This window comes from Streptomyces sp. NPDC001816 (assembly GCF_042892235.1).
Lineage (GTDB): Bacteria > Actinomycetota > Actinomycetes > Streptomycetales > Streptomycetaceae > Streptomyces.
On the sequence record NZ_JBIATY010000007.1, the window covers coordinates 266,946 to 281,215 of the forward strand.

Annotated in this window: 18 protein-coding genes and 1 pseudogene; 10 read left to right on the forward strand and 9 right to left on the reverse strand. The window is 69.6% G+C overall.

Annotated features, from left to right (window positions below):
• From ACFYZZ_RS26095 to ACFYZZ_RS26115, 5 genes and pseudogenes are all read left to right on the forward strand, one after another.
• A complete protein-coding gene (locus ACFYZZ_RS26095) occupies nt 1–576 on the forward strand; it encodes a hypothetical protein (protein WP_389180442.1) in 576 nt (191 codons plus the stop codon).
• Entirely contained in the window at nt 573–1,676 is a 1,104-nt protein-coding gene (locus ACFYZZ_RS26100; RefSeq protein ID WP_389180444.1) for a cytochrome b N-terminal domain-containing protein, read from the forward strand. Before ACFYZZ_RS26095 ends, ACFYZZ_RS26100 begins: the two co-directional genes overlap by 4 nt.
• A gap of 4 nt (nt 1,677–1,680) precedes the next feature.
• The gene (locus ACFYZZ_RS26105; RefSeq protein WP_389180447.1) at nt 1,681–1,986 is read left to right on the forward strand and encodes a hypothetical protein; all 306 of its coding nucleotides are present in this window, start codon (nt 1,681–1,683) and stop codon (nt 1,984–1,986) included.
• Nucleotides 1,987–2,240: 254 nt separating this feature from the next.
• Nucleotides 2,241–2,513: a heavy-metal-associated domain-containing protein gene (locus tag ACFYZZ_RS26110; RefSeq protein ID WP_389180449.1), complete on the forward strand. Its 273-nt coding sequence runs from the start codon at nt 2,241–2,243 to the stop codon at nt 2,511–2,513.
• A 95-nt stretch (nt 2,514–2,608) separates the two neighbouring features.
• A pseudogene (locus tag ACFYZZ_RS26115) lies at nt 2,609–4,642 on the forward strand (heavy metal translocating P-type ATPase).
• Nucleotides 4,643–4,813: 171 nt separating this feature from the next.
• Here ACFYZZ_RS26115 and ACFYZZ_RS26120 read toward each other — a convergent pair.
• Together ACFYZZ_RS26120 and ACFYZZ_RS26125 are read right to left on the reverse strand one after the other, a co-directional pair.
• Nucleotides 4,814–5,470: a DUF2218 domain-containing protein gene (locus ACFYZZ_RS26120; RefSeq protein WP_389180452.1), complete on the reverse strand. Its 657-nt coding sequence runs from the start codon at nt 5,468–5,470 to the stop codon at nt 4,814–4,816.
• Between the two features lie 34 nt (nt 5,471–5,504).
• Nucleotides 5,505–6,122: a class I SAM-dependent methyltransferase gene (locus ACFYZZ_RS26125; RefSeq protein ID WP_389180454.1), complete on the reverse strand. Its 618-nt coding sequence runs from the start codon at nt 6,120–6,122 to the stop codon at nt 5,505–5,507.
• A gap of 132 nt (nt 6,123–6,254) precedes the next feature.
• Between ACFYZZ_RS26125 and ACFYZZ_RS26130 the strand changes: the two genes are divergently transcribed.
• Nucleotides 6,255–6,830, forward strand: a complete 576-nt coding sequence (locus tag ACFYZZ_RS26130; protein ID WP_389180456.1) for a TetR/AcrR family transcriptional regulator — start codon at nt 6,255–6,257, stop codon at nt 6,828–6,830.
• Nucleotides 6,831–6,892: 62 nt separating this feature from the next.
• Here the strand turns inward: ACFYZZ_RS26130 and ACFYZZ_RS26135 are convergent, their stop codons facing one another.
• The 5 genes from ACFYZZ_RS26135 to ACFYZZ_RS26155 all read right to left on the reverse strand — a co-directional run bounded on the left by ACFYZZ_RS26135 (nt 6,893) and on the right by ACFYZZ_RS26155 (nt 10,515).
• Nucleotides 6,893–7,528, reverse strand: a complete 636-nt coding sequence (locus ACFYZZ_RS26135) for a DUF305 domain-containing protein (RefSeq protein ID WP_389180459.1) — start codon at nt 7,526–7,528, stop codon at nt 6,893–6,895.
• 83 nt (nt 7,529–7,611) lie between these two features.
• Nucleotides 7,612–8,007, reverse strand: coding sequence for a DUF6153 family protein (locus ACFYZZ_RS26140; RefSeq protein ID WP_389180462.1), 396 nt, complete (start codon nt 8,005–8,007; stop codon nt 7,612–7,614).
• A 151-nt stretch (nt 8,008–8,158) separates the two neighbouring features.
• Entirely contained in the window at nt 8,159–8,611 is a 453-nt protein-coding gene (locus tag ACFYZZ_RS26145) for a hypothetical protein (RefSeq protein ID WP_389180465.1), read from the reverse strand.
• A gap of 146 nt (nt 8,612–8,757) precedes the next feature.
• Nucleotides 8,758–9,189: a hypothetical protein gene (locus ACFYZZ_RS26150; protein ID WP_389180468.1), complete on the reverse strand. Its 432-nt coding sequence runs from the start codon at nt 9,187–9,189 to the stop codon at nt 8,758–8,760.
• Between the two features lie 477 nt (nt 9,190–9,666).
• On the reverse strand, nt 9,667–10,515 hold the full coding sequence (locus ACFYZZ_RS26155; protein ID WP_389180471.1) for a hypothetical protein: 849 nt from the start codon (nt 10,513–10,515) through the stop codon (nt 9,667–9,669).
• Here ACFYZZ_RS26155 and ACFYZZ_RS26160 point away from each other — a divergent pair.
• From ACFYZZ_RS26160 to ACFYZZ_RS26170, 3 genes are all read left to right on the forward strand, one after another.
• Nucleotides 10,508–10,666: a hypothetical protein gene (locus ACFYZZ_RS26160; protein ID WP_389180474.1), complete on the forward strand. Its 159-nt coding sequence runs from the start codon at nt 10,508–10,510 to the stop codon at nt 10,664–10,666. The genes ACFYZZ_RS26155 and ACFYZZ_RS26160 overlap by 8 nt on opposite strands.
• A 21-nt stretch (nt 10,667–10,687) precedes the next feature.
• The gene (locus tag ACFYZZ_RS26165; protein WP_389180477.1) at nt 10,688–11,053 is read left to right on the forward strand and encodes a hypothetical protein; all 366 of its coding nucleotides are present in this window, start codon (nt 10,688–10,690) and stop codon (nt 11,051–11,053) included.
• 81 nt (nt 11,054–11,134) lie between these two features.
• Nucleotides 11,135–11,773, forward strand: a complete 639-nt coding sequence (locus tag ACFYZZ_RS26170; RefSeq protein ID WP_389180480.1) for an HAD family hydrolase — start codon at nt 11,135–11,137, stop codon at nt 11,771–11,773.
• Nucleotides 11,774–11,791: 18 nt separating this feature from the next.
• On the opposite strand, the gene ACFYZZ_RS26175 is transcribed toward ACFYZZ_RS26170, so the two are convergent.
• Together ACFYZZ_RS26175 and ACFYZZ_RS26180 are read right to left on the reverse strand one after the other, a co-directional pair.
• A complete protein-coding gene (locus ACFYZZ_RS26175) occupies nt 11,792–12,316 on the reverse strand; it encodes an acyl-CoA thioester hydrolase/BAAT C-terminal domain-containing protein (protein ID WP_389180482.1) in 525 nt (174 codons plus the stop codon).
• A gap of 157 nt (nt 12,317–12,473) precedes the next feature.
• Entirely contained in the window at nt 12,474–13,106 is a 633-nt protein-coding gene (locus tag ACFYZZ_RS26180) for a flavin reductase family protein (protein ID WP_389180485.1), read from the reverse strand.
• Between the two features lie 66 nt (nt 13,107–13,172).
• Between ACFYZZ_RS26180 and ACFYZZ_RS26185 the strand changes: the two genes are divergently transcribed.
• Nucleotides 13,173–13,952 (forward strand): ArsR/SmtB family transcription factor, encoded by a 780-nt coding sequence (locus tag ACFYZZ_RS26185; protein WP_389180487.1) that lies wholly within the window; start codon nt 13,173–13,175, stop codon nt 13,950–13,952.
• Nucleotides 13,953–14,270: the final 318 nt, after the last annotated feature.

A 14,270-nucleotide genomic window follows, 5' to 3' on the forward strand; every position in this document is an offset into this window, starting at 1 on the left:
GTGTACGCCAACTCCGCAGCGTCCACGGGACGCTCACGGCGGCCCGGAGCGCCCGCCCGCACCGCCGCCGCCAGTCTGCTCATCGCCGGCCTGCTCGCCCTGTCCGGCCCGGCGGCCTTCGCGCACGACGACGAGGGGAGCGAGCGGGCCTTCGACCTCGTACGCCAGGGCATCGCCTACCTGGTGACCAGGCCGCACGACTCGATGGACATCGAGGACAAGATCAACGACTCGCTGGAGGCCAAGGACACCTCCCACGTCGACCTCGCCTACGTCCGCAAGGCCCAGCAGGCGTTCAAGTCCGGCGACCTCACCGCCACCCGCGTCCTGCTGGAGCGGTCCATCGGCGCCCGCCTGGCCACCACCCCCGCCGACCCGGTGCCGATCAACAGCCCGCTGCCGATCACCGGTGCCGAGACCGGCACGCTCGTCGTCGCCGACCCGCTGCACGGCCGCGGTCCGCTGCACGCCGGGGACTGGGGGCTGCTGGGCGTCAGTGCCGCCGTAGGGGCCGCGGGCGTCGTCCTCGCGATCCGGGTCCGCCCGCACGACACCCATGGGGGAGGCACGTCATGACCCGCATGGAACCGGCGCCGTCGCCGACCGAACCGCCCAACAAGCCCGAACACCCCGAACAGGCAAGCAGGACACGGCGGTTCATGGATGCCGTCGACGAGCGTCTGGGCATCAAGGCCATTCAGTACCCGGTGCCCTCGCACGCCAACACCATCGGTTACAGCCTCGGTGGCCTGACCGCGGTCAGCCTGCTAATCCTCATCGCCACGGGCATCGTGATGGCCCAGTTCTACAACCCGGACCCGGCCTTCGCGAACGAGTCCGTGCGCCATCTCGTACGCGCCGTGTACCTCGGCAAGTACCTGCGCGGCCTGCACTACTGGGCCGCCGAGGCCATGTACGTCCTGGCGATCCTGCATCTGCTGCGCATCTACCTCACCGGCTCGTACAAGCGCCCGCGCGAGGGCAACTACCTCATCGGTGTGGGCATGTTCGCGCTGATCATCGGCGCCATGTTCACGGGAACGGTCCTGAAGTGGGACCAGGAGGGCTACGAGGCCCTCAGCCACAACCTGGAGATCGGCAAACTGCTGGGCGGCCTCGGCTTCTGGTTCCGTTCCGACTTCTCGGGCCAGGTCCCGCTCCTGGTGCGCCTCTACATGGCGCATGTGTCGCTGATCCCGATGCTGATCCTCGCGCTGCTGGTGCTGCACGCCCTGCTGGTCAAACGGCACGGCATCTCGCCGCGTCCGGACAACCCGACCGAGTCCGGAGAGCCGTTCGAGCCCTTCACCCACCATCTGCGCCGCATCGGTGCCCTGGGCCTGGTGCTGCTGTCCGTCCTCAGCGTCCTCGCCGTCGTCTTCCCGCCCGGTATCGGCGCGACCCCCGTGGAGGGCATCGAGGTCACCAAGCCGCCCTGGATGTACTGGTGGCTGTTCACCCTGGAGAACTGGATCGGCCTGTCCGGCATCCTGTGGGGCGCCGGGGTCCTGTTCGCCCTGCTGATCATTCTCCCGTTCGTCGACCGCGGCCCGGAACGCCATTGGCGCCGCCGCCCGGTCGCGATGATCCTCGGCGCGGCCGTCGTCGCCTTCATGGTCGTACTGACGATCCTGGAGGCCGTCACCACCGCGGCCCAGCACCTGATGGGGGGATGACGCCATGTCCCGCGCCCAGGTGAGCCTGTGGACCCTGACCGCCGTCGCCGTCCTGGCCGCGGGCGGCACCGCCCAGGCCCTCGCCGCCCCGGCATCCACGGCCGCCGACATCACCGTGGCCGCCGGCCTGCTCCTGCTCACGATCAGCGGACTGCTCCTGTACCGGGTCCTGCGGCACCTTCTACGGGGCCCGGCCCCCGCCGACCCGAGGAACAGGCGTGAAAGCCCCGCGGACCAAGGCCCCAGGAGGCCCTGTCGAGACCGCGTGGATCCCGGGCCGTATCAGGGCTGGAGGGGAGGCGCGGCGTAGCAGGAGGTTTCGTCACCGAGGGCCGAGGTCCTGCAGCAAAAGGTGCCGATCATGTGAAGTCGGCGAAGCTCCTGGCGATCCGCGCTCCGTGGCTCTTGTCCGCCCGGAGGCGACTCGATGCACTTCACTATACCCCTGGGGGGTACCAGGTCGCGTGGACATTCTTGCATTGCATACGGGTGGGGGATATAGGCATACATGGAGCTGCCAGATACCCCCAGTGGGTATGCAAGACCTGTCGCGAGGAGACACCGATGTCCGGCTGCTGCACGCCCGAGGGGACCTGCCACACCGCCGCCCAGACCAGGACCGTCTACAAGGTCGACGGCGTCGGCAGTGCGCACTGCCAGGGAGTCGTCACCCAGGCCGTGGGTGCGTTGGACGACGTCATAGCTGTGGACGTCGAGATCGGCACGGGGCTCGTCACCGTGACGACTGCCGCCGTACCGGACGAGGCGTTCGACGCAACGCTCGCCGAGACCGTGGACGAGGCCGGCTACGACCACGCCGGCCGCGTCGAGGCCTGACCACCCACCATCGGGCGGGGGTCGCCGCCATGGCCCCGACCCCCGCCCTTCCCGCCATCCACACCCGCCGCGTTCGTGAGCTGCGAGGAGCAGACATGACCACCACCATGCCCGGTGCCGCCGAGGTCGAATTCGTCATCGGTGGCATGACCTGCGCCTCCTGCGCCGCCCGCGTCGAGAAGAAGCTCAACCGCATGGACGGTGTCGAGGCCACCGTCAAGTTCGAGTACTGGCAGTGGCTGTCGCTGACCCTGGCGGCGCCCGTGGTGACGTAAGCTGCCTGGCCCTTCCACAAGGCCGCCTGGACCAACGCCCGGCACGGCGCCGCGACCATGGACACGCTGATCTCGGTCGGTACGTCGGCCGCGTTCGGCTGGTCGCTGTGGGCTCTGTTCTTCGGAACGGCCGGCATGCCCGGCATGAGGCACCCCTTCGAGCTGAACATCGCCCGCAGTGACAGGGCCGGGAACATCTATCTGGAGGCCGCGGCCGGTGTGACCGCGTTCATCCTGGCCGGCCGGTACTTCGAGGCCCGCTCCAAGCGCACGGCGGGCGCGGCGCTCAAGGCCCTGCTGGAGCTGGGCGCCAAGGAGGTCACCGTGCTGCGCGGGGACCGGGAGGAACGCATACCCGTTGCGGAGTTGAAGGTCGGCGATCGCTTCCTCGTCGGCCTCGGCGAGAAGATCGCCACCGACGGTGCGGTCGTCGAGGGCTCCTCCGCCGTGGACGCCGCCATGCTCACCGGCGAGTCCGTCCCGGTCGAGGTGACCGTCGGGGACTTTGTCACCGGTGCCACCCTGAACGCCGGCGGACGACTGATCGTGCGAGCCACCCGGGTGGGCGCAGACACCCAACTCGCCCGGGTGGCCAGGCTGGTGGAGGACGCCCAGAACGGCAAGGCAGCGGCCCAGCGGCTCGCGGACCGGATCTCCGCGGTCTTCGTCCCGGTGGTCATCCTCCTCGCGCTGAGCACGTTCGGCGTCTGGCTGGGCGTCACCGGCGACACCGTCGCAGCGTTCACCGCCGCCGTCGCCGTCCTGATCACCGCCTGCCCCTGCGCCCTGGGCCTGGCCACACCGACCGCGCTGATGGTCGGCACCGGACGCGGCGCCCAGCTCGGCATCCTCATCAAGAGCCCCGAAGTCCTGGAGTCCACGCGCCGCGTCGACACCATCGTCCTGGACAGGACCGGCACCGTCACCACCGGCCGGATGACCCTGCTGGCCGTGCACACGGCCGCCGAGACGACCGAGGGCACCACCGAGACGGACGTCCTGCGTCTGGCCGGTGCCCTGGAGCACTCCTCCGAGCACCCGATCGCCCAGGCCGTCGCCGCCGGAGCCGCCGCCCGGGTCGGCACGCTGCCCAGCCCGGAGGACTTCGCCAACATCCCCGGCCTCGGCGTCCAGGGCATCGTCGACGGACACGCCGTCCTGGTCGGCCGGGAGCAGCTGCTGGCCGAGTGGGCGATCACCCTGCCGCCAAAGCTCCAGCGCGCCCAGGCCGAAGCCGAGGCGGCCGGCCGTATGGCCATCACGGTCGCCTGGGACGGCGAGGCCCGCGCGGTCCTCGAAGTCGCCGACGCCGTCAAGGAGACCAGCCCCGAAGCCATCCGTCTCCTGCGTGCCCTCGGCCTGACCCCCATCCTCCTCACCGGCGACAACCAGGCTGTTGCCGAGTCGGTGGCCGCCGAGGTGGGCATCGCACCCGAGCACGTGATCGCCGAAGTCCTGCCGCAGGACAAGGTGGACGTCATCAAGCGCCTGCAGGGCGAGGGCCGTTCGGTCGCCATGGTCGGTGACGGAGTCAACGACGCCGCGGCACTGGCCCGGGCCGACCTGGGTCTGGCCATGGGCACCGGCACGGACGCCGCGATCGAGGCCGGCGACCTGACCCTGGTCCGCGGTGACCTGCGGGTCGCGGCCGACGCCATCCGCCTCGCCCGCAAGACCCTCGGCACCATCCGCTCCAACCTCTTCTGGGCCTTCGCCTACAACGTCGCCGCCCTGCCGCTCGCCGCGGCCGGTCTGCTCAACCCCATGATCGCCGGCGCGGCCCAGGCCTTCTCCTCGGTCTTCGTCGTCGGCAACAGCCTGCGGCTGCGCCGCTTCCGGGCCGCTGACCAGTAAGCGGTCGACCGAGCAGGTTGCGCCCCGGTGTGACCGTCGTTGCTCACGCGGTGACGCGGTTGTCGTCGCCGCACGGTGGAAAGCCGCGGCCAGGACGGGCGCTTGGGGAGGGCGGGTGAGGCTGTGCGCCGCCGGTCAGCGCACGTCTTAAGCCCCGCAGAGCGGCGTGGCCTAACCGGCCTGCCGCCGTCGGCTGCGGTGGTGCACACGGCGGCCCAGGAACGTCACGGCCGTGATCTTCAGGAGCACGGCGACCAGGACGGCGCCGGCCGCCCAGCCCGTCCAGCGCGGCGCGGACAACACCGCACCAGCCAGACCCAGGTGGACAGCCACGGCCAGGATGCCGAGGACCGTGACGCCTGCCCAGGTGAGGTGCCTGCGCCGCGCCGAGGTCGATGCCGCGGTGGTGACCGCGCTACCGGCGTCCTCCGCACACCGGGCGGCAGGCGTCGCCTCCCGCCAGTCCACTCGCAGCTCTTCGCGCCTCCCGAACCTGCCGAGGTGCGCGGCCAGGAGGTCCTGGAGCCGACGCAGCCCTTGTTCGTCGTCGCCCTCGGCGCGCAGCACCAGCGCGTCCGACGCGGCGTCCAAGGTGCACCGACCCCAGGGAAGTGTCAGGACACCATGGGTGTCGGTCCACTCGACCTGGATCTGGTCCGGCCTGAGCTCGGGCGGCATGTGCGTTCCCGGCACCGGCGTGGCGTTCCCGCCATGATGTGGCCGCGCGCGGTGGCCGAGGTGGCGGCCCTTGTTGCTGAAGTGCTTGCACAGCTGGACGAGATACCGGCTCGGCCGGTCAGTGGGTACGCGGGCTTCGGCACTCGGCATGGCGATCCTCGGGGCGGTGGTGGGTGAAGAGGGTTCAGATCCTGGTCACAGCGACGAACCAGGCGTCGACGTGGCCCGGGGCGACGCTGAGTTCGATGGCCGACGGTTCGACGGAGTCGATCTGCCAGCCGTCGGCGAACGCCGCTTCGACGTCGCCACGTGTCACCTTGTGCACAGGGCCCCAGACGCCGCGCTCCCGGTCGCTGATGCAGAGCATGAAGCAGCGCCCGCCCAGCCGTAGGACGGACCGCAGGCCGCCTGTGTACGCGGTGCGGTCCTCGCCTGCGAAGACGTGGAAGAGACCGCAGTCGAGCACGGGGGCGAACTGCTCGCCGAGACCGGCGAGGTCGCGGGCGTCATGGCGCAGGAATCGCACCTTCTCGCCGCGGGCACGTGCCTTCTCCTCTGCTGCGCCCAGGGCTCGGGCGGCGAGGTCGATACCGGTGGCGTCGAGACCGAGAGCGGCCGCCATCAGCGTGTGCTCCCCCGTCCCGCAGCCGACATCCAGCACCCGGCCCCGGATGACACCGGACCGGGTGAGGGACAGGAAAGCCGGCTGGGGGCGGCCGATGTCCCACGGGGGCGGGGTGGCGTACAGGTCGTCGGGCTCCCGCGGAGCCCTTGCGCCCGGCTGATGAGGTGAGACGGACATGGGCCCTCCTTATGAGGGTGGCCGGATCCTCGTGACGGGATACGGACCCGGGTGATGACCCCAGATTTATCGAGACACAGTGTCTACGTCAAGCCATGCTGTATTCAGGTGGGCGCCGCGTAGACTACGGGGGTGCCCAAGCTGTGGAACGAGACAATCGAGGAGCACCGCCGCGCGGTACGTGACGCGGTGCTGGAAGTGACCGCGGCTCTCGTGGCTGAGCACGGGCTGCGGGGTGTGACGATGTCCCGCATCGCCGAGGGAACCGGGATCGGCCGAGCCACGCTCTACAAGTACTTCCCGGACGTCGAATCGATCATGACCGCCTGGCACGAGCGGCAGATCACCGGCCATCTGCAGGAGCTCGCGGCGCTCCGCGACCGGCCCGGCAGCGCGGGCGAACGACTGACCGCGGTCCTCGACGCCTACGCCTCGATCCAGCTGCGGCGTCGCGGCCATGACCCGGAGATCGGTGCCGTCCTGCACCGAGGGGAGCACGTCGCCCACGCCGAACAACATCTGCTCCGGTTCATCAGCGAGCTGCTCGCCGAAGGCGCAGAAGCCGGCGAGGTACGCGACGACGTGTCGCCGGACGAGCTCGCCGCGTATTGCCTGTACGCCCTCGGAGCAGCCGGCGGACTGCCGTCCCAGGCCGCGGCGCGCAGACTCGTCCGCGTCACAGTGGACGGCCTGCGCCCCACCTCCTGACAATCCGCTCTGCGCCACAAGGAACAGGGAGGCCGGCGCGGGCCCCGGCCTCCCCGGGAGCGTCAGCCCTTGCCGAGCAGCTTGTTCATCTCGGTGATCTCGGCGTTCTGCGTGGTGACGATGTCGTCGGCCATGGAGGTGGCGGCACCGTACTTGCCCTTGCCCTTCTCGGTGGTGGCCATCTCGACCGCGCCCTTGTGGTGCTCGATCATCATGGTCAGGAACATGGCGTCGAAGTCCTCGCCGGACATCTTCTTCAGCTCGCCCATGTCCTTGGTGTCCATCATTCCGGGCATGCCGGAGTGGCTGGAGTGATCCATGCCGGGCATCGACCCCATCGAGCCGTGCGACATTGGGACGTCCTCGCCCCAGGACTTCAACCAGCCGCTCATGGTCTGGATCTCCGGGTCCTGCGCCTTCTCGATGCGCGAGGCGAGATCCTTGACCTGGGCGGAGGAGGCGCGGCCGGCAGCGAGCTGCGCCATCTCGAGGGCCTGCTGGTGGTGCGGGATCATGCTCTGGGCGAAGGAGACGTCCTGCGCGTTGTGTGCGCCCGCCGTGGCGGCGGCGCCCGAGGACGACGAGGCCGAGTCATGGCCCGAGCGCCCGCTGCCGCCACCACAGGCGGCGAGAACGAGTGCGGCGGTGGCGGTGGTCGCGACAAGGGCGGCGCGGCGCGTGAAGATACGAGGGGTCATGCGTGAACTCCTGCTGTGCGAAAGGGGGGAATCCGGGCGGGCGTGAGCGCCGCGTCAGGTGATGACGCGGTGCCGAGGTTCCTCTAGATCCGCAGGAGTTGGAGTTCGGCCAAGGACGGAGGCGCGCGTGCACCGTCCGGTGCCGCGGACGCCCCTGGGCACGTGGCGTCGTCGTGCGCAGGCGCTGTTACGGGATCGGGCGCGAGGGTGGGCAGTTCCGGCCCTCCGCTCAAGGCGCCCGACGCGCAGGTCGAGTCTGCGTGCTGGGCATGGTGTCCACCGCAGTGGCCGTCGGCGTCGGTGCAGTCGTCTTGCATGGCCATGGGGGCCGCCGTCGGCCGGGTGTGAGTGTGCTCCGGGGTGAGCCCGAGGGGGGCCAGGGCGTGCATGCCGAACAGGCCCGCCAGCAGTGCGAGTACGAGCAGCGCCCGCCACCGCCGCACCGGCGGTTGCGCGGAGTGCTGCTCTGGACTGGTCATCGGCGTCATTCCGTGTGGAGGGTGAGAGGCGGGCTCAGTGGTGGGGTGTCAGTTGTGCATACGGACGTGGTCGTGCTCGTGTTCAACGTGGTCGGGCGAGCCGCCCGTCATTCCCGCTGAGGGCAAGTGACACCCGACGGTCCGACGGTGGTTACGACCTGCCGTCACCAGGTGCGCAGTGGCCGAGGAACATGTCGACCCCGCTGGCGATCAGACGCTCGGTGAGGGCGTGTCGCCGTCGATGGTGGTGCTGTAGGCGCCGAACACCAGGTGCGGGGAGAGGATCAGCGCGTACACCTGAACGACGGCGACGTCGGGTCAGGGCCGGGATGCCGGAGATGCCGAGCCGCCCCTTGTCCACCAGCCCGGCGATCCCCGTGCGCTGCCCCGGCCGGCCGCTGGCCGGCGGGCTGGTCGTGCCATGGGTTCCGTGACCCACAACGGGCACGCCGTATTCAAGAAGCCACTCGACGCCGACCGTGCCCGCCTCGCCTTCCTCCAGCACCTGTGCCAGATCTGCCCCCAGCCGTTTGAGCAACGGTTCCTCATCCTCGTTCGCCCTGCCGACCAAGAGCAGGGCTACTCCCCCGAAATCGAGCTGCATCCGGAGTGCCAGTCAGCGTGTCGGTGCCGCGAGCCGACTCCGGACGAGGGGCAAATCGCCCGAAGCGGGTGGCCCGCCGACCGGCTACGAGGTACGAGGCATGGATGATCGCTGCCCGGCACTACGAGCTGGTCCTACGTGAAAGCCTACGCAACCCAGCAGTAGACATCCTGGCCTTGACGTCGCGCACTGCTGACGAGAGCGGCCAGATCGCTCAGGATCACTTCGGCGATCTCCGTGTCGATGACCTCGCCGTCCTCCGCGCGCTGCGCGGCCCACGAGACGGCGACATCCCGCAACCCGGACGGCTCGGCCTCGGCGAGTGCGGCGGCCAGGCGAGGCGAGATCGCGAAGACGACACACCCGTCATTGTCCTGGTCGGCGACGATACGAGGCTCGCCGGCTTCGACGAGTTCCTCGAAGCTACCGCCTGCAAGAAGGCACTCCCACTCGACCACAGCCCCTTCGGGATCGAAGTTGCCGAAGGAGAGCGACTCGGCACGTCCTGGCCCGGCCTCAAGAGCCAAAGCCGCAGACGCGTCATCCGGCGCCACGAAGAACTCGACGATGATGCTCACTGAGACATCATGCCTGACCGCCTACGTGCATGATCGGCCGGACAGGCCGCAGGCGGCACGCTCCGGGGGGACATAGTGCTGTGCGGCCAGTTCCTGCTGGCAGGGCTCCAGCGGCTGCCGGATATGACCAGCGGCACAGCGCGGCCGCTGCTCGGCATCTCACAGGTCGCAGTCGAAGTAGCCGATAGGGAATTCGGTGGATGCGCACGTATCCGGGACGCCCGGCCAGGTCTGCGGCTGTCCCTGCCGGAGCCGACTGTGGCCGGTGACGGTGTTGGTAATGCAGGCAACGCATCGTTCTGGGACTCGCTGGTGTTCGACGGGATCGCCGACGTGGACGTCGCGGCGGTTGCCGCCTTTTCCTCCCGCTCGCTGATCCCGCCCGCCACCAGGAAGGGCACCCCCCTCTGCTCGCCCTCCATGGCGAACCCGCCGTCGGCTCCGCCGAACTCACGGCACCCGGCCTTCCGTAGCACCTTACGGATCTCCTCGGCGTCCCCGGTCCCGGACCGCCCACAGCCGTGTTCGGGATCGGCGGGTGCGTTGCACGAGCGGCTGGGCGAGTTCAGCCAGCAACTTTGTGCGTGTCGTGCCGATCAGCTCGTCACCGCGCGAGGGCGGATGCCAGTCATTGCGCGCAGCCGGATAGACGATCAGTGGTGTGCGGGGGCCCGGGGCGCCCGGAGGTTCGGCGGCACAGAAGATCGCCCGACCCGCGAAGACGCTGGGTACGAGGATCGCGGCGTCGGCATCGAGACTCAGACGGTGGGCACTGGTGGGAAACAGGCCGACTTTCAGGGCGCCGTCGTGCCACTCCAGGTTGGGGGCCAGCTCGTTGACAGCGTCCGCGATTCCATGCCGGGCGAACATGGAGGCCCGGGCAGCGACATCGCCTTCCAACCGGGCCCGTATGCCGGGCCAGTGGGGCGCGAGGACGGAACACCAGAACGGCTCCAGTTCCACAGCGATACGCCGCTCCACAGACTCCTCGCATCGGTCCATGGCCATCAGGAGCAGCCGAGGCGGCCTGTCGGCCACGGTCTTGCCCCATGAGTGGCCGCCGATGGCCGCCGTCAGCTCGTAACGGATCCGCTCGCTCGGAGTGGTGGCCACCTGATGCAGGGCGCTGTCCAGGGCCACCTGAAATCCAGCGGGATCTGGCCGCAGGAAGTCGGGAGCGTGACCGCCCGGCCCTCCGCCGGCGATAACAGCCAGTAGCCCTAACCGCCGTTCCGACAGGGCGTCTACCGCTTGGGCCCGCCAGTTGGCGCCGAGCACACGCGGGGACCGGGCGAGAGCGAAGAGCAGATCCTTGACCGTGTCCACTGGATCCCTACAGCCGTACCTGGACCGGCGGTTCGCGGCGGGATGCACGAGCGTCACACACCTCCACCGCGAACTCCTCGCTGAAAGCGCCTCCGTCACCTACCAGATGGTCCGCGCCTACATCGCCACCCTGCCCGCCGCCCCACCGTAGGCGCCGCCCCCACCACCGACGGTGCGGCAGGTCACCGGCTGGCTCACTCGCCAACCCACGGCCCTTAGCGAGGAAGAACGCGCCGCCTTGAAACACGTCCTGGCGCGCAGTCCCGAACTGGACACCGCCGCCCAGCAAATCCGCGACTTCCGCGAGATCCTCACCAACCGCCTCGGTCCCACGCTCCCCACCTGGTCCAACGCCGTCGACATCAGCCAACTGCTCGGCCTCACAGACTTCGTCCTCCACCTGCTCCGCGACCACTCCCCAAGATCTGTGCCAGAACCGAGTTTTGAAAGCACCTGCTGGTTCGGTCGAGTCGGGTCGGCGGGCAGCGACAGGACCGTCACGGGGGTTCGAAGATCGCTTGACCTTGCCCCAGAGTGAAGGGCGACAGTGTCTCCATCGATCACATGAGCGGGCGGTGTGTGCTCACTGGTCAGGCCAGGACGAAGAGGGGGAGTTCGCGTGACCGCGACCTGCGTCATTCTCGACATCGGTGGCGTGCTGGAGATCACGCCGAAAACGGGATGGGTGCAACGGTGGGAAGAGCGGCTGGAGCTGCCGCTGGGCACTGTAAATGAGCGGATGCACGACGTGTGGCGGGCTGGAAGCGTTGGGAGCGTCAGCGAACAAGAGGTGCACGAACAGGTGGCAGCCCGCCTGGGTCTCGACGCGCCCCAAGTTGAGGCATTCATGGCTGATCTGTGGGCGGAGTATCTGGGGACGCCGAACGAGGAACTCATCGCCTATGTGCGAGGGCTGCGAGGAACCTGCAGGCTGGGCATCCTGAGCAACAGCTTCGTTGGTGCCCGGGAGCGAGAGACGGCGCTGTATCACTTCGACGAACTGGTGGAGCAGATTGCCTACTCGCACGAGATCGGCGTCGGCAAGCCTGACCTGCGTGCCTTCGAGGCCGCTTGCGCCAGCTTGGAGGTACCGCCGGAGAGCTGTCTCTTCATCGACGATGTCGCACTCAACGTTGAGGCCGCTCAGGCAGCGGGCATGCAGGCGCATCTGTTCGAGGACAACGCCCGGACGATCACGCGCATCGCAGCTCATCTGGACGCCGGGCCCTTGTTTCCAGGACGCGTCTCGCTCGGATGATGTCGGCCTGGCCGGTCTTCAGAGGCGTGGTCGGTGGCCGGCGTCGTCGCGGACGATCAGACGTACGGTCGCCCCGGCCGAGCGCCGACGCTGAGCCAGCTGTTCGGCATACGGAAGCGACGGCCACATAGCGTCGTCGCCCCCAGCGGCCAAGACCACATCCGCTCTGGCCGCTTCCACGGGGATCTCCGTCGGCGCCAGCGAGTGTGCGAAGGTCCGCTCGCTCAGTTCGTACCATCCGCGGATGGCGACGGGGCCGCTGTCCGGCTCCGTGGGCGTCCAGGAATCGTCCATCGGGACAAAAGGCAGGGGCCGCTCCCGCCAGGTCCAAGACGAGCGATACGGATGGTGTGCCCCGTCGCGGCCAGGGCCGACGTTGCTCCAGACCCGCGAGGTGGGCGACAGTGCGATGGTCACGTCCACGCGTGAGTCGTGGACCGCCGTGAGCAAGGCGGCTTCAGCGCCCTTGGAAGTGCCGAGGATTCCGATGCGTTGCGCTCCGCCCAGTCGGAGGAAGTCGACGGCGGCGGTGAAGGTCTCCAAGGGCACCTCGCAGATTCCTGGGGACTGCCCAGGCCCGCCGAACCAGCGGATCGCCAAGGTTGTGAAGCCTTGCTGAGCGAGGATGCGCGCTCACTGATGTCCACCCGCTTCATCGAGTCTCCTGATCGTCTGCAATCGGTTCGAGTCGTGCCCCCTGTCATCGCTCGGTGGGTGTCTCCGAGGTGAAGCAGTGGCCGAGTTCGGGGGCGAGGCCCTGATAGTGGCGGAAGTTGAAGATGAGCGGGCTCCAGCGGGTGGGGTTGATGTGCTGGGTGCCGGGCACGACGATGCGACGGTCGGCGTGGACGCGTGCGACCGCGCACTCCACGATCAGGAAGTGGCCCTCCGCGTCCGGTGAGCTGCGCCGAACCTGGGCCTCGAGCTGGAGCGGGCACTCGGCGACGCGCGGAGCGCGTACCGTCTCGGACGGTACGGGCGTGAGGCCGGCCGCGGCGAACTTGTCGGGCTCGTAGCGGTAGCCGCGTGCCCGCTTGGCGGCCGGCACGGGGGCGGCTCCGGTGAGCGGGGCGAGCCGCTCCACCGCGTCCCAGAGGCCGGGCGAGGGAAGGTTGATCACGAGTTCCGGCCGGGTGGCCAGGTTGGCTGCGGTCTGGCTGTCGGCGCCGAGGCCGAGCACCACGGTCTGCCCGAGCGCCCAGGCAGAGGAGACCGGGGCAAGGTTGGCCGAGCCGTCCTCGTTCTCGGTGGTCAGCAGGGCGACGGGGGTGCCGAAATAGAGAATGCTCGGGGTTATCGCGGTGTGCGAGGGTGCGTGTGTCGCTGTCGTCATGGACCGGAACCCTAGGGCCCGGACCCTTCGTCGGCGGCCGAACTGTCGCCGGGCGAGACTGTAGGGGTGACCAGCTTCGACGAAACTTATGCAGACGGCCCCGACCTCGCCGGGTTCGCAGGGCTGCTGGCGGATCGTACCCGCGCGGAGTTCTGTCTGGCGTTGCTTGACGGCCGTGCCTGGACCGCGTCGGAGCTGGCCCGCACCGCGGGCGTCGCCCAGTCAACCGCCAGCGCGCACCTCGACCGGCTGGTGCGGGGCGGCATCCTGGCCGACGAGCGGCAGGGGCGGAATCGGCTGCTACGGCTGGCGACCGCGGACACCGCCGAAATGATCGAGAGCCTGGCCGCCCGGTCCCCGTTCCGGCCGACCCCGGTGCGCTCGCTGACTGATTCCAACCGCCGTCGCACCCTGGCGCACGCCCGTATCTGTTACGACCATCTCGCAGGCGCGCTGGCCGTGGCGATCACCGACGCCATGACCGAACTCGGGCTGCTGGCCTGGGACTACGGACCGGCCCTCACCGCGGCGGGCCGGGACTGGCTGAGTGAGCTCGGTATCGCCGACGACTGCCCGCCCGACTCCTGGCGACCCCACGTCCGTATGTGCCTGGACTGGACGGAACAGCGCCCGCACCTGGCCGGCGCAGTGGGCGCGGCGCTCTTCCGGCACGCGCTGGACTCATCCTGGCTGGTGCGCCGGAGCACGACCCGGATGGTCACCGTGACCGAGGCGGGCCATGCCGCGCTGCGCACACGGCTCGGCCTCACTGACGATGTGCTCGCCTGCTCAGCGGCGCAGGCGAGGGTGCCGAAGGACAGCGGGCTGCCCCCGGGCAGCCCATAGCGGTTCGCCGAGCAGGGCCTGGCGGGGCTGGACGACCGCAAGTGGTGGGCCGCCCGCCCGCGTTCACCGCGCTGCAGGCCGCCCGGGCCAAGGCGCTCGCATGCCGACTGCCTGCCAAAACCGGCACCCCGCCGGCGCGCTGGTCATGCCCGGAACTGCCGCCGAACTCACGGCGCGCGGCATCACCGGCCCGATCTCGGCCTCCACCGTGCGTCGCGGGCTGCGCGAGGACGCCTCAAGCCCTGGCAGCACCGCTCCTGGAACTTCATCACCGACCCCGACTTCCAAGCCAAAGCGTGAGCTGGGGCTTTGCCTGAC